Raw genomic sequence first — 20,886 nt, 5'->3', positions numbered from 1 at the left:
GCGGGCCGGGTGGCGGGTGTGACCCGGGCACGGGCGCTGCGGACCAGGTGCCTGGGCGCCGAGGGCGTCGGGCAGGTGGCGTCCGCACGCGAACTCGACGACGCGCTGCGCTACCTGGCGGCCACCCCGTACCGCCGCGACATCACCCCGGGCACCACGCCGGCCGAAGCCCAGCGGGCCGTCTCGGCGACCCTGCTGTGGCATCTGCGGGTCCTCGCCGGCTGGCAGCCGGCCGACGGGGCGCACGCCGTCCGGGCACTCGCCGCCGGATTCGAGATCTCCAACACCGAGCACCGTCTGCGCGCGCTCACGGCCGACCCGGAACCCTCGGGCGGACAGCGCCTCCAGCCCCCGCCCTACCGTCTGGGTGCGCTGGCGATCGCCTGGAAACGGGTCGCCGCCACGCGCTCGCCCCCGGAACTGCGCGCCGCGCTGGCGGCCTCCGCCTGGGGCGACCCCGGGGGCGACTCGCCGGCCGCGATCGCCACCGGCATGCGGGTCGCGGCCGCCCTGCGCCTCGCCGCCGCCGTCCCCGACGCGCGACGCTGGGCGGCGGCCCGGCTCGCCCTGCTCCTCGGGCGCGAGACGTTCGTCGTCGGCCGCCGCGTGCCGGACGTCCCCGCCCACCGGGCGGCCCGCCTGCTCGGCCCCCGAGCGGTGGCCGCCGGGTCGTACGCGGAGTTCCGGCAGGCGCTGCCGGCCACCGCCGGGTGGCTGCTGGAGGACGTCGAGGACGCGGCGGACCTCTGGCGGGCGGAGGCCCGCTGGTGGGACGCGGTCGAACAGGACGGCCGTGAACTGCTGCGCCGGGCCCGCTTCGGTCCCCGGCCGGTCGTGGGAGCCGCCGCGCTGCTGTCGGCCGACGCATGGCGGACCCGCGGCGCGCTGGAACTGGCCGCACGGGGCGGCGGGCCGGGGGACCGGGCCGGGGAGGTGCTCGATGGTCCGGGCTGAGCCGGTGGTTCCGGTCAGGATGCGCAGGGTGGCCGTCGTGGCCCCCGAGAGGGCGCTGCGGGAGAGCCTGGTCCGGATCGCCGAGGCGGGCCGCGTCGAGATCGACGTCACCGGGGAAGGCGGGCCGCGAGCATCCGGGCCCGCGGCGACGCGCCTGCGACGGCTGCGCACCGAGCCGGCCCGACCGGTCCTCAGCGAGGCGCCCCCCGACCTGGACGCCCTGGAACGCGCGGGCCGGACCGACCTCCTGGCGGGCGAGGCGCAACTGGAGGAACGCCTCGGCAGCGCCGTCCGGCACGGCGAGGCCGCCGCACTCGCCGGCTGGTGCCCCGCGGCGGAGGTCGACGCCACGGCCGCCCGCATCGCCGGTGCCGGGGGCGCGCTGCTGGTGCTGAAGCGCCCGCGCGGCGTCGACCCGCCGACCCTGCTGACCGGAGCGGACGGCGCGCACCCGGCAAGGGCCGTGCGCCGCTCCTTCACTCCGCTGGTCAGCACGTACGGCACCGTGCCCTACGCCGACCTCGACCCCACCCTGCCGGCCGGGATCGCCTACGCGGTGATGTTCGGCGTGATGTTCGGCGATGCCGGCCACGGGCTGCTGCTCGTCGCCCTCGCCCTCGTGCTGCGCGCCGGCCGGCCGCGCCGGCTCGCCGCCCTGCGCCCGCTGTGGCCCTCCGTCGCCGCGGCCGGGCTCGCCGCCACGCTGGCGGGCGTGGCGTACGGCGAGTTCTTCGGCCCGACCGGAGTGCTTCCCGTGCTGTGGCTGGCGCCGCTGGAGGAGCCCGTGCGGCTGCTGGCCGCCGCCGTCGTGCTCGGCGCCGTGCTGCTGGCCCTCGCCCACGCCGCGGGCATCGTGAACCGGTGGCGGGAGAGCGGGCCGGCCGCGGCCACGTACTCGCCGACCGGCATCGCCGGAGCCGCGCTCCACCTCGGTCTCGCCGCCGTCGCCGGATGCGTGTGGCTCGGCCGGCCGGCGTTCGCCGCCGCCGGAGCCGTCATCGCCCTCACCGGCCTGGCCCTGGCCGGGGCGGGACTGTACGCCGCCACGGCGGGCGGCCCCGGCGGAGCCGTGCAGACCGCCGTCCAGCTCCTCGACACGACGGTCCGCACCGCCTCCAACGTCGTGTCCTTCACGCGGCTGGCGGCCTTCGGGCTCACCCACGCGGCGCTCGGCGCGATCGTCTGGGACGGCACGAGGGCCCTGGCGGGCCGGGGCCCGGCCGGAGTCGCCGCCGCGCTGCTGGTCCTCCTCGCGGGCAACGCCCTGGCCTTCTCGCTGGAGGCACTGGTGGCAGGCGTCCAGGCGCTGCGCCTGGAGTACTACGAACTCTTCTCCCGGCTCTTCGAGGGAGAGGGACGTCCCTTCAGACCCTGGCGGCTGCCCGTCGAGCACGTCCCGGGCCCGGCCGGCGACCCCGGGCCGCCCGCGGCGGCGGAGGCCGCCCGCCCCGGCCCGCCGAGGGAGGAGCACCCGTGACCACCTGGTTCCTGGCACTGCCCGTCATCGCGGCGGGCTTCGTCGCCGCACGCCTGGCGCTGCGGCGCTCGGGCCGGACGGCCCTGTGGTGGATGGTCGCCGCCGACGCCGTGCTCCTGGTCGCCGCCACCGTGGTCCTCACCCTGGCACTGGGCGGCGGACCCGCCCGGGCCGCGACCACGGCGGCCCAGGACTCGGGCTCCGGCTCCGCCGCCCTGATCGGCGCCGCGATCGCGGTGGCCGCGTCCACCATCGGCGCGGGCATCGCCGTCGCCTACACCGGCGCGGCCGCCCTCGCCGCGCTCAGCGAACGGCCCGAACTGTTCGGCCGGGCCATGGTCATCGTCGGCCTGGCCGAGGGCATCGCCATCTACGGGCTGGTCGTCGCGGTCATCCTCATCGGGAAGGCGTGACCGTGGGACGCGTCGCCGCTCTCGGCGAGCGGTCGCGGGTGGCCGGTCTCGCGCTGGCCGGCGCGCTCGTCCTGGCGGCCGACGACCCCGAGGCCGTACGGCGGGCCTGGCGGAGCCTGCCGGACGGCGTCGACCTGGTGATCCTCACCCCTGCCGCGGCCGAGGCCCTGGGCCGTGACCTGGACCCCACGGTGTCCGCGGGCCGCCGCCGGCTGACCACCGTGATGCCGCCATGACGTCCCGGGCCGCCGACCGCGCGCCGCACGCCCCGGACCCGGGACGGGCCGACGCCCTCGACCCCGTCCGGGCGGAACTGCTGCGGGCCGCTCACGCCGACGCGGAGGCGCTCTCCGCCCGCGCCGCGCGGGAGGCCGCCGCCCGGCTCGGCCGGGCCGAGGACCGGGCCCGGTCGATCCTCGAGGAGGCCCGGCGGCAGGGCGAGGCCGACGGCGCCGACGCCGCCCGGGCCCGCCTCGTCGGAGCCCGCCGGGCGGCCAGGTCCCGCACGCTGTCCGCCCGGCGCGAACCGTACGAGGAACTGCGCCGCCGGGCCGCCGAACGAGTCCGCGGGCTGCGCCGGGCCGACGGCTACGCCGCTCTCCGCGAGCGGCTGGAACAGCGCGCCCGCACGCTCCTCGGCCCGGACGCCGAGATCACCGAGCCCGCCGACGGGGGAGTGGTGGCCCAAGTCCCCGGAAAGCGGGTCGACCTGTCGCTGACCGCCCTGGCCGACCGAGCCCTGGACAGCATGGCGGCGGAGGTGCGGACCCTGTGGGAGGAGTGAGCGAGCCCACCGGGACGGATGCGCCGGCCGCCGGGCAGCCGGTCTCCCGGATCCTGCGCGTCACCGGACCCCTGGTCGAGATCGCCTACGCGGGCGGCACCGCGATGTACGACCTGGTCTCGATCGGCCCCGCCGGACTGCCCGGCGAGGTCGTGGCCATCAGCGGCGACGTGGTCACCGTCCAGGCGTACGAGTACACCGGCGGGCTCGCTCCGGGACAGCCGGCACTGCCCCGCGGCCGGCCGCTGTCGGTGCGGCTCGGACCGCACCTGCTCGGCGGGATCTTCGACGGACTGCTGCGCCCCCTGGACGCCGCCGGCGACTGGCTGCTGCCGGGGACGCGGCGGACCGCTGCGGCAGAACGCGCCTGGGCCTTCTCCCCCCTCGCGGTGGAGGGCGAGGAACTGGCCGAGGGGCAGCCGCTCGCGGAGGTCGCCGGCGCGGGACCGGCACGGCTGAAGGTCCTCGTGCCACCCGGCCGCGGGGGCACGGTGACACGGATCGCCGCTCCCGGGAACCAGCCGCGGGACGCCGTCGTGGCCGTGGTGGGCGGCACCGACGTGGGACTGGACACCCTGTGGCCGGTGCGCAGGCCCCGCCCCGTGCGGGAGCGCGTCGACACCCACGAGCCGCTCGACACCGGTCAGCGGGTGATCGACCTGCTCTTCCCGGTGGCCCGGGGCAGCACCGTCGCGGTGCCCGGCGGCTTCGGCACCGGCAAGACGATGCTGCTCCAGCAGATCGCCAAGTGGTGCGACGCGGACGTCATCGTCTACGTCGGCTGCGGAGAGCGCGGCAACGAGATGGCCGACGTCATCACCGAACTGTCGGAGCTGCGGGACCCGCGCACGGGCGGCCGCCTGGCGGACCGCACGGTGACGATCGCGAACACCTCCAACATGCCGATGATGGCGCGCGAGGCCAGTGTCCACACGGGGATGACGGTCGCCGAGTACTTCCGCGACATGGGCCTGGACGTGGTGGTCATCGCCGACTCGACGTCCCGCTGGGCCGAGGCGCTGCGCGAGTTCGCCTCCCGTACCGGCGCCCTGCCCGCGGAGGAGGGCTACCCGGCCGGACTGGCCTCGGCGATCGCGGCCTTCTACGAGCGGGCCGCCGCGGTGACCACGCTCGGCGGGGACCGGGGCTCGGTGACCGTGATCGGCGCGGTGTCCCCGCCCGGCGGCGACCTGACCGAACCGGTCACGGCCCACACCGAACGCTTCGTCCGCTGCCTGTGGACCCTGGACCGCGACCTCGCCTACGCCCGCCACTACCCGGCGGTCTCCTGGGCGGGCTCCTTCTCCCGGGACGTCCCCGTGCTGGCCGCGGGACACCGGGCGGCCGGAGACCCGCAGTGGTCCCGGCACCGCGACCGGGTGGGAGCGGCACTGGCGGAGGCCGACCGGCTGGCCGACCTGGTGGACCTCATCGGGATCGCCGCCCTCCCGGCGCGCGAGCGCGTCAGCGTGCTGGCGGGCCGGCTGGTGCGGGAGGGCGTGCTCCAGCAGAACGCGCTGTCGGAGCGGGACGCCTACTGCGGGCCGGAGAAGACGGCCGCCCTGGCCGACGCCGTCCTGGCGGTCGTCGACCGCTGCCGGGAACTGGTGGACTCCGGTGTTCCAGCGGCGTCGGTCGAGGAGGCCGACTTCGGCCCGCTGCTGCGCGCGCGGGAGGACACCGGACCGCACGACGCCGCCGGTGTGACGGCGCGGCGTGACGCCATGCTCGCCGGGCTGGGAGAAGTGCGGTCATGAGCGGCTCCGGCGGAATCGAGTACACGACGGTGCGCGAACTCCGGGGTCCGCTCGCGGTCGTCGAGGGCGTCTCGGGGGTCGGCTGGGACGAGTACGCGCACCTCACCCTCGCCTCGGGCGAACGGCGCCACGGCGTGGTCCTGGACGCCGACCGCGGACTGGCGGTCGTCCAGGTGCTGGAGGGCACCGCCGGCATGGACCCGCGGGGCGTCCGCGCGGCCTTCACGGGCAGCCCGCTGCGCGTCCCGGTCGGCACGGACTGGCTCGGCCGGGTCTGCAACGGCCGCGGGGCCCCCGTCGACGACGGGCCGCCCGTGTTCGGCTCCCACCGGGCCGAGGTGGGCGGCGCCCCCGTCAACCCGGTGCGGCGCGAGCCGCCGTCCGAACCGGTGCTCACCGGCGTCGGCGCCATCGACGCCCTGACCACGCTGGTCCGCGGGCAGAAACTGCCGGTGTTCTCGGTGGCCGGGCTGCCGCACCTGGAACTGGCCGCCCAGATCGCCGCGCAGGCCACGGTCGGCGGCGAGGCGTTCAGCGTCGTCTTCGCGGGCATGGGGCTGACGCACACCGACGCCTCCTTCGTCCGCGACGTCCTGGAGGAACGGTCCGCGGCCGGGGAACTGGTCCTGCTGCTGAACACCGCCGACGACCCGGTGATCGAACGGATCCTGACCCCCCGCATCGCGCTCACCGTCGCCGAACACCTCGCCTTCACCGAGGGACGGCACGTCCTGGTCGTCATGACCGACATGACGACGTACGCCGAGGCCCTGCGCGAGGTCTCCGCCGCCCGCGGGGAGGTCCCCGCCCGCCGCGCCTACCCCGGCTACCTCTACAGCGACCTGGCCTCCCTGTACGAACGCTGCGGGCGCATCCGCGGGCGTCCCGGCTCGGTCACCGTGCTGCCGGTGCTCACCATGCCCGCCGGCGACATCACCCATCCGGTCCCCGACCTGACCGGCTACATCACCGAGGGCCAGATCGTGCTCTCGCCCCGGACCCACGCGCGGGGCGTGTACCCGCCGCTGGACGCCCTGTCCTCCCTCTCCCGGCTGATGCGCAAGGGCGCGGGCCCGGGCCGTACCCGCGACGACCACCTCGACGTCGCCGCCCAGCTGCTGGCCGCCCTGGCCCGCGCCCGGCAGGTCCGTGACCTCGCGGACCTGGTCGGCCACGCGGCGCTGAGCCCCACCGACCGCCGCCACCTCGACTTCGACGAGGCGTTCCTGCGCGACTTCGTCGACCAGCGCGGCGACGAGTCGCGAAGCCTCGACGACGCACTGGAACGCGGCTGGCGGGCCCTGCTCACGCTGCCCCGCAGCCAGCTCTCCATGCTTCCCGCCGCCCTCCTCGACGCCCACGGCGCGAAGGACCTCGACCGTCTCGACGACCGTGACGCCCTCGACGACCGTGACGCCTTCGACGACCGTGACGCCTTCGACGACCGTGCCGCCGTCGACGACCGTGACGGGGAGGCGTCCTGATGACCGGCGCCGGTCGTACGCCGCCCGGCCGTGCCGGACGGCTGCGGCTGCGTCGCAGCCTCGACGTGGCCGAACGCGGCGCCGGCCTCCTGGAGCGGAAGCTCCGTGTCCTGCGCACCGAGCACCAACGGCTGCTGCGGGCGGAGGAGGCGGCCGCCCGTGCGTGGAGCGACCTGCTGTCCGAGGCCGAGACCTGGCTGCTGCGGGGCCTGCTCCTCAGCGGGGAGCAGGCCCTCGACGCGGCCGCGGCCGGCATCGGCCCCGCCGAGGTCGCGGTGGACTGGACCGCTTCCCTGGGAGTGCGCCGCCCGGTCGCGGCCACCGTGACGGTGCCCGCCCGCCCGCCCACGTCCGCCGCGCCCGCCAACACGGCGCTCGTCCACGCCGAGGCGGTCTACGGCCGTGCCCTGCGCGCCGCCGCGGAGTACGCCGTCGCCCACGACGCCGCCGAACTGATGGGCGCGGAGGTCGTCAGCACCCGGCACCGGGTCCGTGCCCTGCGGCGCCACTGGATCCCACGCCTGCGGGAGGCGCTCGACCGGACCGAGCTCGCCCTGGAGCAGGCCGAGCACGAGGACGGTGTCCGGCGGCGCTGGGCGGCTCGCACCTTCGAGCGGTGACCGCTCAGGTCCGGCGCTCGCGCTCGCCGGGTTCGGCGTCCCGCACCGGGACCGTGATGACGGGGCAGTGGGCGTGGTGCAGCACGCCCTGGCTCACCGAGCCGAGGAGCATGCCGCTGAAACCCCCGTGCCCGCGGGTGCCGACGACCAGGCCCAGCGCGTGTTCCGAGGCCTCCGTCAGGACCCGCACGGGATGGCCGTGGACGACCTCGTGGTGCAGTTCCACTCCCGGGTACCTCGCGGTCCGGCCCGCGACCGTCTCGGACAGCACCCGGCGGCACTTCTGCAGGGCCGCGTCCTCGTCCAGCACGCCGAGGAGCGGCGGGTGCCACACGTACAGGGCCCTGAGGACCGCTCCGCGCAGGGCCGCCTCCTCGAACGCCACGTCCACCGCGGCCGCCGCGTGCGGACTGCCGTCGACGCCGACGACGAGGTACGGGGGCTCCTCGGTGACGTGCTCCGGCTCGGGAACGACGACGACGGGGCAGGGAGCGTGGGCGGAGACCGGGAGCGCGACGGAGGCGGAGGTGAACAGTTCGCGCCGGGTACTCAGCTGCCAGGAGCCCACCACGACCAGGGAGGCGTTCCCCGCCTCCTCGCGCAGCACCCACGCCGGCTCTCCCTCCGCCAGCACCGTCGACACCTCCACGGTCGGCCGCCGGGACTCGACGAAGGCGACCGCCTCCTCGAGGGTCCGGGCCCCCGCCTCGTGCAGCGCGCGGTTCCACTCCTCCCAGGACGGCCGCGCCTCGCCCGTGCGGTACCCGCTCGTCGGTACCCCCTGGGCGTGGACGAGCCGCACCGGCAGGCCACGGCGTTCGGCCTCGTCGGCGGCCCAGGCGAGGGCCAGCCGCTTCGACGGATCGGGGTCGACGCCCACGACGATCGGCTCACGCCCGTGCGCACCACTCATGGCACCTCCAGCAGATTCCCGTGCCGCCGTCCGTTCCCCGTCCTTCCCAGCGTGACCGCACTCGTCGGGAGCCGCCACGGCATCGCCCCGCGGCGCGCGCCGTCGCGGCGGCTCACCGCGCCTCCTCCGCACCGGTGCCGTCCGGGCCGGTGCCGTCCGGGCCGGTGAGGTGGGGCTCGACGTCCACGACGCCCTCCACGGCGCGTACGAGACGCACGGCGACCGGGACGAGCGAGGTGTCGCGGATGGGCCCGCGGAGGGTGACGACCCCCTCGCGCACGTTCACGTGGAGGGCGTGGCTGATGCCCGGGAAGAGGTACGACACCACGGTGCGCCGGACCTCCTCCTCGATGTCCTCGTCCGGCCGCAGGAAGACCTTCAGCAGATCGGCCCGGCTGACGATGCCCTGGAGCATGCCGATGCCGTCGACCACGGGCAGACGCTTGACGTGCCGGACGGCCATGATCCGGGCAGCTTGGGCCAGCGTGACGTCGCCGTGGACCGTGATCGCGGGGCTGCTCATGAGCTCCGCCGCCGTGGCCGCTCCCGCCTTCGCCACGTCGGACGGCCGTCGGCGTTCCGCGACGAGGCCCCGGTCCCCGTCGCGGAACTCCTCCTTCGGCAGCAGGTCGGCCTCGGAGACGACGCCGACCACCCGGTCCTCGCCCTCGAGGACCGGCAGGGCACTCACCTTCCACTGCTCCATGGTCCGGACGATCTCCTTGAAGGGCGCGTCACGGCCGACGGCCACGACCGTCCGGGTCATCACGTCGCTCACGATGTGCGGGGTCTGCGGCATTGCCGGGCACCTCGTTCCGCCCGGTCAGGGGACCTCGCCCGCGCCGTGCGGCGCGTACAGGTCGAGCAGCCGCATCCGTGAGGACCTGAGCCGGCGCGCGAGCACACCGGAGACGTAGGTGCACAGCTCGTGATCCAGCCCCGGATCCTTCGCGCACATCTCACGCACCGCCGCCGCGTCGAACTCGTAGGCACGCACCGGGCTGTCGGCCTCCGCCCCCAGATGCCACCGATGGGGAGGGACCAGCCAGGACCAGCCCAGCAGCTTCCCGGCACCGAGGGTCTCGATGACCGCCGGCCGCTGCCCCGGCACGCGCAGGTCGAGTGCCACCGTGCCCGTGTGGATGATCCAGAAGCGGTCTGCCTCGCCGCCCTCGTCGAAGAGGCGCTCGCCCGCCTCGAACGACACCTCGTGCGCGAGCGCCATGAGCTGCTCGCGATGCTCTTTGCTCAGGGCGCCGAAAACGCCGGTCCTCGCCACCACGACGGACTCCCTTCTCCGTGACCTCGGCGTGGGAACGGACTCCGGTCCGCTCACCGACGTCTCAGCACGAGGCCGACGCGCGGCCGGGGAGGGGACCGGGACCCGGTGGCCTCCCGCTCCCGGCCGCATGACTCCACCATCGCCGCAAACAGGCCCGGCGCAACCCGGGCGGGCGACGGCCGCGCACCACCCCCGGCGACGCGGGTGCCCCACCGCCGGTGCGGTGGGCCCGTCCGCGGCCGCCCGGCTGACGGGTCCCCGCTACTCGGTGACGTGGACCGCGAGCGCCGGGCGGATGGCGGCGGCACGTCGTGCCGGTCCGATCGTGGCCAGCAGCGACGCGGCGAAGGTGGCCGCCGCCAGGCCGCCGATGCCGGCCCACTCGACCGGGAAACCCCCTTCGAGGCCTTCGAGGGCCGCGCTGTCGCGGTACATCAGCCAGGTGGTGAGGACACCCAGGAGCGAGCCGAGGACGATCCCCTCCAGGGCGATGAAGCCGCTCTCCCACAGGAAGGACCGCTGGACGGTCCGGGCCCGGAAGCCGAGGGCCCGCAGGATGCCTATGGTGCGGCGGCGTTCGCGTACGGACCGGACCATGACGACGCCGAGGCCGGTGATGCCCACGCCGAGACCCAGGGCGAGGAAGCCCTGCATGAGGCGGAAGAAGGCGGTACTGGAGTCGAACTGGCGGCGGATGTCCGACTCGACGGGGGTGGCCACCAGGCTGGACGCGAGCTGCCCGCCCTGGAGCCGGGTCGCCAACACGTCCCGGTTCAGCCTGCCGCCCAGGCCCACACCGGCCAGGCCCTCCTCCGGCACCACCCGCTCCACCCGATACGTCCGCGGCGTTCCGAACAGGTACAGCGTGACCGGATCCCCGGCGGACACGCTCAGCGACCGGGCCAGCGGCTCGTTGACCACGACCCGGCCCGGCCCCGGGGCCGGGCCGCCGAGGCCGGAGTCCCCGCCCGCGGAGCCGAAGCGCGACGCCTCGTCGAAGTCCAGCTGCCACGCCAGGACCCGCGGTTCGGCCACCGTCCGCCCGGCGGCACCGCTGACGGCCGACGCCTGGGCGGTCCGGGCGCTCAGCACCCCGTCGACGTCGGGATCGTCCGCGAGGACGGCCAGCCGTCGGGTGGCGGCGAGCCCGGTCGGCCCCGGGGGCGCCACGACGCGCTCGTCCACCGGCCCCAGGGTGCGGTACGCCTCCTGCCGCACGGAGAAGTTCAGGGTGGGTCGGTGTCCATGGTGTCCATACCAACCTCCGGAGGGAACGGGAGGCCGGGGCCGTCCGGTCCCCGCGGGAGGGGCCGGCAGGCCCGGTCGCCGGCTCACCGGGAGACCCGCTCCAGCGGCTGCACCGCCGCGTCGGGCGTCCCCGGTCGAGCGTCCGCGTTCAGGTGTCCCCGGTCGCCCGGGTGCGTCGCCGGGCAGCGGTGGCGGCCGGGGGTCCCGCGCCCCGTGGCGGTGCGGGCGAGGTGTACGGATCCCGCTCAGCGAGGCGTTCGGCGGGGTTCCCGGCGAGCGGTGCGCGGGGCCGGCCGTTCAGCTCGGCGGCGACGGCCGCGGCGTCCGCCGGCTTCCACGGCCACAGCGCGTCCACCGGCCCGCCACGGACACCACCGGTGGCCCCCGTCAGCCCCGGAGGAGACAGCAGGGACGGTCCGCCGGATCGGCGAAGAGCCTCCCACCCCGGGTGCCGACGCGGAGCGGTGCGGCGCCGGGGCCGAGCACCCGCTCCCGGTGGAGTCTGCCGGGCCTGCGCGGAGCGAGGGGGCTGATCAGGGCACCCGGCACTCCGAGTCGTCCACGATCACCGCGTGGGCCGGGAGGATCACGACATCGTCCTCGTCCTCCTGCCGGACGGACTTCGTGGTGGCGTAACCCCGTCTGCCGTCCCCCACGCACTTGGTGGCGACGTTCCCGAACCCGTCGGGGAAGTCGTACACCTCGGCCGGGGAGTCCTCCCCGGCCCGGCCCGCCACCGGCGCATCGGCCTTGCCCCGCTCGTCGTAGTGCCTCTCGGAGCACCCCGAGACGGCGAGGACCACCAGCACCGCCCCGAGGGCTCCCCGGATCAGCCGGCGCACGTCTCGTCCTGCACGATCTGCAGGTTGGACGGCGCGTCGGCGTTGGTGGTCACGTACGCCCGGAACCCGTGCCCCACACACTTGGTGGCCAGGTTCCCGAACCCGTCGGGCATGTTGAACACCTCGGCCGGAGTGTCGTCACCCGCCCTGCCCCGCACGGGGGCGTCCCCCTTGCCGCGCTCGTCGGCGTAGCCGTCGGAGCACCCTGCGACCAGGCACCCCACGACCACCACCAGTGCGGCGGCCCATGTCCCCGCATGCCTGCGCGTACGTCTCGTCACCTGTTCCTCCCTCACCTCGAGTCGGCGAGGAGGGAGACAACCCGTGGGATCCTCGCGGTTCCGGACCGGCGGCGGGGGTTTCACCCGGGCGCGGGACCGAGTCCGGGCCGGGGCCCGGGTTCGAGCCTGAATCGGCATGCGCGTTCGACCGGAAAGTCCCTGTCCGAACGGATCGGCGGCCCGTAGAAATGCCTTCTCGGCCTGACCGGCCGCCCGCGATCAGAAGGAGTCACCACAGATGCGTCGCCTTCGTTCCGCCTGCCTCGCCCTCGTCGGCACAGCAGCGATGTTCGCCCTGTCCGCCGCGCCCGCCCAGGCCGCCCCCGGTGACGTCTCCACCTCCTGCGCGAGCGTCCTCACACCGGCCGGTTTCGTCGACGTCAGCTGGGGCTACAGCAGCAGCTGCGGCACGCAGAGCTTCAGCCCGAACATCAAGCAGATAAAGCAGCTCACCGGTCTGCCGGTCGGCACGGTGGTCAACGCCTGCGCCTCCACCTACCAGCCCGCCGGCTGGGTCCAGACCAGCTCGTACTACACCAGCAGCTGCGTCTATTCGTCGACCCCCAGCTTCAGCAACAACGCCTGGCAGCTGAAGCGCGTCTCCTGATGTCCCGGCCCGCGGCCGGCCGATCCCACACGTCCTGAACGTGCCGCGGGCGGCGCTCGCGCGGTGAGCGCGGGCGCCGCCCGGAGCGACGTCGACGGCGAGGAAAGCGAAAGAACTCGTTTCAGGAAAGGAGTTGAGAAGGAAGTCCCTTCATGGCCTCGCCGCGGTCAACGCTAGCACTCAGGCCGGGATCAGGTCGCGGAGATTTTCCAGCGTGACGACCCGGGAGTCCGGGTGCAGGCCCTCGGGGCGTTCGAGACCGATGTACAGCACCGGCTCGTCCGGGACCTGCTCGCCGTTCCACACGTCCACGGCCGTGGTGTCGCCGGACATGAGGCCGACCAGGTGACGGACCGTCAGGTAGTCGCGCTCGACCACGGCGCGCACCACCTTGGACACCGAGATCCGGTTCTCCTCCACCCGGTTGGCCGACGCGATGCCCCTCAGGTACAGGTGCAGCCACTTCGCGTGCCACCGGCCGTCGTCCTCGCGCCGGAACACCAGCGGCAGCGCCACCCGACCCGCCCCGCGAAGATCCGACTTCATCCGCACCGTGCGCGGCTCGAACGGGCGGCCCTTCTGCTCGCCGTCGCGCAGCATGAAACCGAAGAACGACTCCTCGACCTCCTCGAAGCTCTCGCCGGCGTAGATGTTGACCTGCGGGACGACGAAGGTGCTGCGCACCCGGTCCAGGGACAGGTCGATGAATTCCGAGGCCCCGTCGGGCGCCTCGGTGACATCGCCCGAGTGCTTGCCCCCGACGGCCGTGAGGGACGTGTAGGACAGCCAGGAGTCGGTGCTGTAGTCCGTGTGGAGGAGCAGCGCCGAGAGGTCGTAGTCGGTCCGCTGCCCGGCCTCCTTCCAGTACACGAAGAAGCGCAGCCGTTCGCCCTCGACGGCCGAGACCGAACCGCGGGGCAGGACACCGAGCCCGGCCGCGGTCGCCCTGCCGCTGAGCGGGAGCGCCACGTCGAGGATGTCGGGTCCGAGCAGCAGCCGGCCCGGCGCGGGGAGCCGGCGCCGTGTCTCGGCGTCGAGGGCGGCGATCAGACGCTCACGGTCGGCCGCGGGCACGGGCGGCCGTACGTCCGGGGCGACCCAGCCGCGGCCCCGGCGGTTGACGAAGATCCGGGGCTCGGCCGTCTCCCGCTCCCGGTTCTGGAAGTGCTCGCGGACCGAGAGCACGACCCGGCCGGAGACCCGGGGGGCGACCTCCACCGCGGCGGCCACCACCGCGTCCCGTTCCCCCTGGTCGGCGGCGATGCGCAGCAAGAGGTCCAGAGCGCGGAACAGCTTGCCGGGAGCGGACTTCAGCAGCCGCGTCGCGCCGAGGACGTCGTAGTCGTCGAGCAGCTTCTCGACACGGCTGTCGAAGGACCGGGCCTCCTTCTCGCCCCGCGCCACGGCGAACACGTCGGCGGCGTGCGGCCAGCGGGGGTACTCGTGCGGGTGGAGACGCTCACCGAGCCGTTTGAAGGGCTCGCGGTGCGCGTGCACGTCGGCCAGCTTGGCGGGGTTCGCCGCGACCACGGCGTCGAGGCCCGCGAGCAGCGCGCGGCGGACCGGCCGCGACAGGGCCCGGAACCGGGTCGGTTCCCGCAGCGTCACGTCGCCGCCCGACAGGGCGCACGCCAGCCGCAGCACATCGGTGACGGTGTCCAGCAGGAGGTCCGCGCCGACGGCGAGACGGGCTTCGTTGACCACCGCCCGGTTCTCCCGCACCGGGATCGACTCCGGCTGAGGGCCGAGGGCGCACCGCCCGGCGAGGATCCCGAGGTCACCCAGGTGCTCCTCGCCCAGCGGCGTCGTGCTGCCCGCCAGGGCCAGGTACAGGTCCGTGAGTTCGTCGTCCAGGTCCCGCCCGAGGTGCAGGACGGTCACCCGGTCGCCGGCCGAGGCGATCAGTTCGTCCTGCGCCGCGAGCATCTCCTCGTAGGTGTGCTGGTAGCGGCCGTACGAAGGAAGGCTGAGCAGGTCCAGCACTCCGTGTGCCAGCTGGGTCAGCACGTTCTCACGCGAGGTGTCGTCGGTGAGCGCCCTCGTCACGCACCGCATCCAGAACTCCTCGGTGTCCGGCACGTTCGCCGGGAAGTCGATGAAGTACGTGTTGTGCCGGACGTGGTCGCCCACCATCTCGCTCACGGCACGCAGCGTCCGCCGGGCCGTGTGCACGACCGCGGCCTCGGACAGCCCCGACAGCCGCTCCAGCGACTCCGACGACAGCTTGAAGCCCACGGACGTCAGCGCCGCGTCGAACTGCCGCGCTGCGGTTGCTCCTTCGCCGGCGGAGCCCTGGGGGAGGGGAAGGCGGTGCATGTGCCGGATGACCAGCGATTCGAGACGGTGCGCCATCCGGGGATGATCGCAGAGGCGTGCGAGCCGACGCACGGGAGTTTTCCGCACGCCCCGTCCGGACGTCACGCCCCGTCCGGACGCCCTGGAACCGAACCGCTCACGGATCCCGTTCGCCGCCGGGCGGGGCACCGTGCGATCCGCGCCCGGACAGCCGCATGCCTCCCGTGGGGAGCCGGGAGGTGCGGCGGGCCCGACCGTCCGCACAGACCGGCACGGCCCAGTAGGGAGATCCTCGCCCGGGGGCGTGACCCGCACCCCCACCATGCATCACGAACCGGTCGGCGGAACAGATCGCGGCCGAAAGTAGTCGGTGCGAGTCCTGAGGGATGCCCAGGACGGCGCACCCGCCCCGCCGCCCCGCCGTGTCTCGGCGCGGGCGGCGCCGGCCGTCCTCCGCACGCGGGAAGGACCACGCGGCAGCGGCGTCCTCCGACTCCGACCGCTCCTCGGGTTCCGATGGCGCGCTGATCCGACGAGATGGGTTTGGGTGCGTTCGGGTGGTCCGCCGCCGGGACTGCAACTGCCGGCCGCCCGGGCGGCCTCCTGGACACCGAGCGAACGCCGATGTTGGAGGTTGGTTGTATGCAGGAGTGGAACTACTCACCGACCGCCGTGACGGTGCCTCAGCTGATCCTGGACCCCTACCGCTGCGGTGTCGACGCGAACCCGACTCTCGACGGAGCGGAGACGGGCGGGCAGTGGGGTGACGAGGACTGGCGGGTACCGCCCCGGACGCGGGCCGAGGAGGAGGCACCGCGGCACGCCCCCGAACCGGGCCGGCGGCCCGCCCTGTCTCCGGCCGACGGCCGTCGTCTGGAGCTGCACGCGGCACTCGTCCGGGCGGGCGTCGCGCCCGCGCCCGGAGATCTGCACGCCGTGGAGGCGTTGAGCACCCTGGACGACACCGTCAACGACGCCGTCCGACGCTGGATCGCGGGGCACTGAACCCGGTCGCCCTCCCCGGCGGCCCCGCTGCCGGCGGACGGTCCGTGCCGTGGGGCATACGCGCACGGCGGGCCGGCCCGCGGTCCTCCTCGCGGCGGGTGCGTCGCCGCCGCGTCGAGGGCCTCAGGTGCTGCGGTCGCGCCCGCCCGGCGCGCGGGCCGTCGCGCCGGGGCCGGGCGCCGCGGGAGGCATGGGCGGCAGGCCCGCGGCGAGGTCCGGCAGCAGCACGGGCTCCAGCCGGACGGACTCCTGACCGCTCAGATACCGCTCCAGCTCCGGCGGACGGTAGCGCGCGTCACGGTCGTGGCGCTCCTTGGCGGGCACCGCGAGGAACTCGTTGCCGTCCGGCACGCCGTCGTCGCCGACCGCCTTGCCGAGCGGCCGGTGCAGGGGCTTGGACAGTCGGTACGCGCCCGTCCACGAGTCGTGCACCGCGCCCGCACCGTCCGGCCGCACGCGGAAGTCGACGCTCCGCTCCGGCGTCATCACCTGCGGCCCGGTCGCGCCGAGCACCTCCGGGTCGAACGCCAGCCCGTGTCTGCGGGCCTGGCCGACCATCCACAGCAGGGTGATGTCGGACAGTCCCGCCTCCTGGTAGCCGCCGCCGGCATCGCAGTGCACCCCGGCGAACCACACCTGCTTCAGCTCCTGGCCCTGCTCGGCGGCGCCGGGCTGCTGGTGCCACAGGGTCGGCCGGAACGCCGAGCGCTGTTCGTCGATGGCCAGCGCGTGGAAGGCCGCCCCCACCCAGCTGCTCAGCTCGGTGTCGTGGAACGCCCAGCGGTGGTTGAACCGCTGTACGGCCGGCTGCAGCCAGGTGGCGTCGGGAGCGGGGATGCCCAGGGCGCCGACCGTGTCCCACACCCCGATGAAGTGGATCCGCGTCTCGCGCGCGTACGAGCGGCGGAACAGCGTCGCGGCCGCGCCGGTCGGCCGCTCGATCCGGTCGCGGTACAGAGCCCAGGCTTCCGGAATCCGGTCGACGTGGTCCCGGCGCAGGACGCCGCAGTTCCGCAGCAGCCCCGCCAGGCTCCGCGCGGTGAACGCCCCTCGGCTGAAACCGAAGAGGAACAGTTCGTCGTCGGGCTCGTACATCTCGACGAGGAACCGGTAGGCGTCGAGGACGTTCCGGGACAGTCCCACGCCGAACGCGCCGCCGCGCAGCCGCTCCCGCCGGTGGGTGCCCACGCCGCGGTGGTAGTAGACGCGCTGTTCCCTGCCCGCTTCGTGTCCCGGGCGCACGGACAGGGCGACCTTGGCGACGTTGGTCTTGCTTCGTTGGTCGGCGAAGTTCCACGTGCCGTCGCAGCAGACGACCAGACGCTTGGCCATGACGATCCCTCCTCGCACGAGCGTGGAGCGGCGCCAAGCACACCGTCCATGTTTCCACCACTCGGCGGGCCACGCCATGCGAACGCCGTCCACGCACGGCACGCACGGCAGGCACGTCGGGCGGACGGTGCGGGGCGACAGGGCGACCAAACCGGTGAGTCGGTACACCTCACATCCAGCCGGACGTCGCCGCCGCGGCGGACGCGGTCCGCGCGAACCGCACGCGGTGTCCGCCGCGAAGTGACCGGTTCCGGCTCCATCACTCAGGAGAAGGCGGCGCCGACGCCACGCCTGACGCACTGTGGGGTGCTCACCGACCCGGAGGCCCACGAGTTCCGCGTCCTCGCCCCGCCCCGCCGCGGCTCCTCGACGAGTCGCCGGCGCCGAAGGCGCGGTGAAGGTCCTCGCGGCACCGGAGCCGGTCAGCGCGCGCGATCCCCTGGGGACGGCCCGGTACGCCACCCCGGCCGCCTCGTCGATCCCGGCCGGCACCGCGGCATCCCCGCACGAGGCCGCCACCCACCGTCCGGGTTCGACGAGGCCCGGGAAGCCGTTCCGTCACGTCGACGGAGTCCCGCTAGCGATTGACGGTCTTCATCCCCGCCTCGTCGTACCGCTCGCCCGCCGCCTCGGGCAGCTCCGCATCGATGCGGGCCAGGTCGTCCTCGCTCAGCACGATGTCGACAGCGGCCGCGTTCTGCTCCAGGTAGGTGCGGCGCTTGGTGCCCGGGATGGGCACCAGGTCCTCGCCCCGGGCCAGTACCCAGGCGATGGCCAGCTGGGCCGGGGTCACCTCCTTCTCGGCGGCGATCTCCTTCACCTTCGCCGCCAGCCGGAGGTTCGCCTCCAGGTTGGCGTCCTGGAAGCGCGGGTTCTCGCGGCGCCAGTCGTTCGCGTCCAGCTCGTCCGGTGAGGTGAACCGCCCGGCCAGGAAACCGCGGCCGAGCGGCGAGTACGGCACGAAGCCGATGCCCAGCTCACGGCAGGTGGGCAGCACCTCGGCCTCCACGTCCCGCGACCACAGCGAGTACTCGCTCTGCACCGCGGTGACCGGGTGCACGGCGTGTGCGCGCCGGATGGTCTCCGCGCTCGCCTCGCTCAGGCCGATGCACCGCACCTTGCCCTCGGCGACCAGCTCGCCCAGCGCGCCGGCCGTCTCCTCGATCGGTACGTTCGGGTCGACCCGGTGCTGGTAGTACAGGTCGATGTGGTCGGTCCCCAGGCGCTCCAGGGAACCGTGGACCGAGCTCCGCACGTGCTCGGCCGAGCCGTCCTGCGGGCCGACCGTGCTGATGTCGCCGGGTACCGCGCCGTCCATCCGGTAGTTGAACTTCGTTGCGATCACGTACTCGTCGCGATGTCCCCGGATCGCCTCGCCGACGAGCGACTCGTTGGTGAGCGGCCCGTACATCTGGGCGGTGTCGAGGAAGTTCACCCCGAGGTCGAGGGCACGCCGGATGGTCGCGATCCCCTCCTCCCGGTCGGTGGATCCGTAGAAGGCGGACATGCCCATGCACCCCAGGCCGATGGCCGATACCCGGAGGTCCCGCAGACTGCGCTTCCGCATGCCGTGTTCCAGCCTTTCCCTGCGCACTGGTTCGTGGTTCGTTGTCTCGTCGTCGCGGCGGCACGAAGCCCCGCATCCATCTAGCGACGGATTCCACCGTCCGGCATCCCGTGAGGGGCTCCGGCCGGAACGGGCTTCGCGCGCCGCGGTGTCTGCGACGCTACGACCTGGAGCACACTCCAGCGCAAGTCGGCTGTCCGGGCGGACCGGGTCCCCCGTCGGTCACAGGGCGGTGGCGGCGCGGACCAGCCCCGCGACCGCCGTCGAGCGGCTGTGCGGGGGCCAGGCGATGACCGTGGTGACGCGGGGCGCGTCGAGGACGGGTACGGCGGTGAGGCCCTCGGGCAGCCCGGTGCGGCCCGACTCCGGGACGACGGCGCAGGCCCGGCCGAGGGCGATGAGCTGGGTGAGCTGGGTGTGGTCGCGCACCTGCGGGCCGGGGCCGTCCGGGAAGGTGCCGTCGGGACGCGGCCAACGGGGGAGGGGCAGGTCGGGAAGACCGGTGACCTCGGCGAGCCGCAGGTGGGGACGGACGCCGAGGGGGTGGCCCGCCGGGAGGATCACGACCTGCTCCTCGGTGTGCAGGTCCTCGGTGTCGAAACCGGCCGTGTCGTCGAACGGCCGGTGCAGCAGGGCCACGTCGGCCCGGCCGTCGCGCAGCACCCGTGCCTGCTCGCCCGGCCCGCACAGCACGATGTCCACGGCGACGGCGCCGGGTTCGGCGGCGTAGGCGTCCAGGAGTTTCGCCAGCAGCCCGCCGGAGGCGCCCGCCTTCGCGGCGAGGACCACGGCGGGCAGGCCGTCCGCGGCGCGGGCGGCCCGGCGGGTGCGCCGCTCGGCGGCCTCCACGGCGTCCAGCGCCGCCCGCGCCTCCCGCAGCAGCACCGCCCCGGCCTCGGTCAGGGTGACGCCCCGGCTGCCGCGCTCCAGGAGGGCGGTGGCCAGGCGCCGTTCGAGCCCTCCGATCGCCCGCGACAGCGGGGGCTGGGCGATCCCGAGCCGCCGCGCGGCCCGGCCGAAGTGCAGCTCCTCGGCGACCGCGACGAAGTACCGCAGCTCACGTGTTTCCACCTCGCCAGCGTAACCGGGCCGGCCAGGGGCGATACCCGGGCGGTATCGCCCCCCACCCGATCGGTCTTGGACGCCCTGCCGGGTGCGGGAGAAGGATCGCTGTCATGAGTGAGACGAACATCGTGAACCGACAGAAGGTCGCGCTGGTGACCGGTGCCAACAAGGGCATCGGGTACGAGATCGCCGCCGGGCTCGGCGCCCTCGGCTGGTCCGTCGGGGTCGGCGCGCGGAACGAGGAGCGGCGCGAGGCCGCTGTGGAGAAGCTGCGCGCGGCCGGGGCCGACGCGTTCGGCGTGCCGCTGGACGTGACCGACGACGAGAGCGTGACGGCGGCGGCCCGCCTGCTGGAGGAGCGGTTCGGGCGGCTCGACGCGCTCGTCAACAACGCGGGGATCACCGGCGGCGGGCCGCAGGAGCCCACCACGGTCGACGTGGACCGGGTACGGGCGGCCGTGGAGACCAACGTGATCGGCGTCGTCCGCGTCACCAACGCCCTGCTGCCGCTGCTGCGCCGCTCGTCGTCGCCGCGGATCGTGAACGTCTCCAGCAGCGTCGGCTCCCTGACGCTCCAGAGCACGCCCGGCGCCGAGACGGGTCCCCTCTCCGTCGCCTACGCGCCGTCGAAGACGTTCCTCAACGCCGTCACCGTGCAGTACGCCAAGGAGCTGGCCGGCACGGACATCCTGGTCAACGCCGTCTGCCCCGGCTTCACGGCGACCGACCTCAACGGGTTCCGGGGAGTGCGCACCCCGCAGCAGGGCGCGGCCTCCGCGATCCGGCTGGCGACCGTGCCGGACGACGGGCCGACGGGCCGCTTCTTCGACGACGAGGGCGAGGTGCCCTGGTGACGGGCCTGCGGCCTGCACACCCGGCGGAGGTGGCCTGGTCGCTTCCTCCACCCGAAGACTCCTTTTGTCGCGATGTAGACCGATATAAGGCTTAATCGATATTCGC

General features: G+C 74.7%; 21 protein-coding genes. 11 read left to right on the top strand and 10 right to left on the bottom strand.

What is annotated here, in order from left to right:
* The first annotated feature begins 18 nt into the window (after window positions 1–18).
* Genes ACH4N1_RS14015 through ACH4N1_RS13980 form a run of 8 tightly spaced genes read left to right on the top strand, consistent with a single transcriptional unit; the run spans window position 19 to window position 7,489 of the window.
* Window positions 19–954, top strand: coding sequence for a hypothetical protein (locus tag ACH4N1_RS14015; protein WP_398097078.1), 936 nt, complete (start codon window positions 19–21; stop codon window positions 952–954).
* Between the two features lie 37 nt (window positions 955–991).
* A complete protein-coding gene (locus ACH4N1_RS14010; RefSeq protein WP_398097076.1) occupies window positions 992–2,431 on the top strand; it encodes a V-type ATPase 116kDa subunit family protein in 1,440 nt (479 codons plus the stop codon).
* On the top strand, window positions 2,428–2,844 hold the full coding sequence (locus tag ACH4N1_RS14005) for an ATP synthase subunit C (RefSeq protein WP_398097074.1): 417 nt from the start codon (window positions 2,428–2,430) through the stop codon (window positions 2,842–2,844). The genes ACH4N1_RS14010 and ACH4N1_RS14005 overlap by 4 nt, the downstream gene beginning before the upstream one ends.
* The gene (locus ACH4N1_RS14000) at window positions 2,841–3,080 is read left to right on the top strand and encodes a hypothetical protein (protein WP_398097072.1); all 240 of its coding nucleotides are present in this window, start codon (window positions 2,841–2,843) and stop codon (window positions 3,078–3,080) included. Before ACH4N1_RS14005 ends, ACH4N1_RS14000 begins: the two co-directional genes overlap by 4 nt.
* Window positions 3,077–3,628, top strand: a complete 552-nt coding sequence (locus tag ACH4N1_RS13995) for a hypothetical protein (protein ID WP_398097071.1) — start codon at window positions 3,077–3,079, stop codon at window positions 3,626–3,628. Before ACH4N1_RS14000 ends, ACH4N1_RS13995 begins: the two co-directional genes overlap by 4 nt.
* Window positions 3,625–5,385, top strand: a complete 1,761-nt coding sequence (locus ACH4N1_RS13990; protein WP_398097069.1) for a V-type ATP synthase subunit A — start codon at window positions 3,625–3,627, stop codon at window positions 5,383–5,385. The genes ACH4N1_RS13995 and ACH4N1_RS13990 overlap by 4 nt, the downstream gene beginning before the upstream one ends.
* Window positions 5,382–6,869 carry a V-type ATP synthase subunit B gene (locus ACH4N1_RS13985; protein ID WP_398097068.1) on the top strand — a complete coding sequence of 496 codons (1,488 nt, stop codon included), beginning with the start codon at window positions 5,382–5,384 and terminating at the stop codon, window positions 6,867–6,869. Before ACH4N1_RS13990 ends, ACH4N1_RS13985 begins: the two co-directional genes overlap by 4 nt.
* Window positions 6,869–7,489, top strand: coding sequence for a V-type ATP synthase subunit D (locus ACH4N1_RS13980; protein WP_398097067.1), 621 nt, complete (start codon window positions 6,869–6,871; stop codon window positions 7,487–7,489). Before ACH4N1_RS13985 ends, ACH4N1_RS13980 begins: the two co-directional genes overlap by 1 nt.
* Before the next feature lie 4 nt (window positions 7,490–7,493).
* Here ACH4N1_RS13980 and ACH4N1_RS13975 read toward each other — a convergent pair whose 3' ends face one another.
* The 6 genes from ACH4N1_RS13975 to ACH4N1_RS13950 all read right to left on the bottom strand — a co-directional run bounded on the left by ACH4N1_RS13975 (window position 7,494) and on the right by ACH4N1_RS13950 (window position 12,055).
* The gene (locus tag ACH4N1_RS13975; protein WP_398097066.1) at window positions 7,494–8,402 is read right to left on the bottom strand and encodes a universal stress protein; all 909 of its coding nucleotides are present in this window, start codon (window positions 8,400–8,402) and stop codon (window positions 7,494–7,496) included.
* A gap of 112 nt (window positions 8,403–8,514) precedes the next feature.
* Window positions 8,515–9,201, bottom strand: a complete 687-nt coding sequence (locus ACH4N1_RS13970; protein ID WP_398097064.1) for a CBS domain-containing protein — start codon at window positions 9,199–9,201, stop codon at window positions 8,515–8,517.
* A gap of 24 nt (window positions 9,202–9,225) precedes the next feature.
* Window positions 9,226–9,681 carry a cyclic nucleotide-binding domain-containing protein gene (locus tag ACH4N1_RS13965; RefSeq protein WP_398097127.1) on the bottom strand — a complete coding sequence of 152 codons (456 nt, stop codon included), beginning with the start codon at window positions 9,679–9,681 and terminating at the stop codon, window positions 9,226–9,228.
* Between the two features lie 264 nt (window positions 9,682–9,945).
* On the bottom strand, window positions 9,946–10,869 hold the full coding sequence (locus tag ACH4N1_RS13960) for an ABC transporter permease (RefSeq protein ID WP_398097062.1): 924 nt from the start codon (window positions 10,867–10,869) through the stop codon (window positions 9,946–9,948).
* A 596-nt stretch (window positions 10,870–11,465) separates the two neighbouring features.
* On the bottom strand, window positions 11,466–11,774 hold the full coding sequence (locus ACH4N1_RS13955; protein ID WP_398097061.1) for a hypothetical protein: 309 nt from the start codon (window positions 11,772–11,774) through the stop codon (window positions 11,466–11,468).
* Window positions 11,762–12,055: a hypothetical protein gene (locus tag ACH4N1_RS13950; RefSeq protein ID WP_398097060.1), complete on the bottom strand. Its 294-nt coding sequence runs from the start codon at window positions 12,053–12,055 to the stop codon at window positions 11,762–11,764. Before ACH4N1_RS13950 ends, ACH4N1_RS13955 begins: the two co-directional genes overlap by 13 nt.
* A gap of 238 nt (window positions 12,056–12,293) precedes the next feature.
* Between ACH4N1_RS13950 and ACH4N1_RS13945 the strand changes: the two genes are divergently transcribed.
* On the top strand, window positions 12,294–12,662 hold the full coding sequence (locus tag ACH4N1_RS13945) for a hypothetical protein (RefSeq protein WP_398097058.1): 369 nt from the start codon (window positions 12,294–12,296) through the stop codon (window positions 12,660–12,662).
* Window positions 12,663–12,842: 180 nt separating this feature from the next.
* On the opposite strand, the gene ACH4N1_RS13940 is transcribed toward ACH4N1_RS13945, so the two are convergent.
* Window positions 12,843–15,014: a hypothetical protein gene (locus tag ACH4N1_RS13940; RefSeq protein ID WP_398097056.1), complete on the bottom strand. Its 2,172-nt coding sequence runs from the start codon at window positions 15,012–15,014 to the stop codon at window positions 12,843–12,845.
* A gap of 585 nt (window positions 15,015–15,599) precedes the next feature.
* On the opposite strand from ACH4N1_RS13940, the gene ACH4N1_RS13935 reads away from it, so the two are divergent.
* Window positions 15,600–15,962 carry a hypothetical protein gene (locus ACH4N1_RS13935; RefSeq protein WP_398097055.1) on the top strand — a complete coding sequence of 121 codons (363 nt, stop codon included), beginning with the start codon at window positions 15,600–15,602 and terminating at the stop codon, window positions 15,960–15,962.
* Window positions 15,963–16,085: 123 nt separating this feature from the next.
* Here ACH4N1_RS13935 and ACH4N1_RS13930 read toward each other — a convergent pair whose 3' ends face one another.
* The 3 genes from ACH4N1_RS13930 to ACH4N1_RS13920 form a co-directional block, all read right to left on the bottom strand.
* On the bottom strand, window positions 16,086–17,294 hold the full coding sequence (locus ACH4N1_RS13930) for a DUF2235 domain-containing protein (RefSeq protein ID WP_398097054.1): 1,209 nt from the start codon (window positions 17,292–17,294) through the stop codon (window positions 16,086–16,088).
* A 577-nt stretch (window positions 17,295–17,871) separates the two neighbouring features.
* Window positions 17,872–18,861 carry an aldo/keto reductase gene (locus ACH4N1_RS13925; protein ID WP_398097053.1) on the bottom strand — a complete coding sequence of 330 codons (990 nt, stop codon included), beginning with the start codon at window positions 18,859–18,861 and terminating at the stop codon, window positions 17,872–17,874.
* A 222-nt stretch (window positions 18,862–19,083) separates the two neighbouring features.
* The gene (locus ACH4N1_RS13920; RefSeq protein WP_398097052.1) at window positions 19,084–19,932 is read right to left on the bottom strand and encodes a LysR family transcriptional regulator; all 849 of its coding nucleotides are present in this window, start codon (window positions 19,930–19,932) and stop codon (window positions 19,084–19,086) included.
* A gap of 104 nt (window positions 19,933–20,036) precedes the next feature.
* Here ACH4N1_RS13920 and ACH4N1_RS13915 point away from each other — a divergent pair, with 104 nt between their 5' ends.
* Window positions 20,037–20,780, top strand: a complete 744-nt coding sequence (locus ACH4N1_RS13915; RefSeq protein ID WP_398097050.1) for an SDR family oxidoreductase — start codon at window positions 20,037–20,039, stop codon at window positions 20,778–20,780.
* Window positions 20,781–20,886: the final 106 nt, after the last annotated feature.

The sequence above is a fragment of the Streptomyces sp. NPDC017202 genome, assembly GCF_044331705.1.
Lineage (GTDB): Bacteria > Actinomycetota > Actinomycetes > Streptomycetales > Streptomycetaceae > Streptomyces.
Note: the sequence above shows the minus strand (reverse complement) of the source record. Positions and strands in the feature narration are given on the sequence as shown.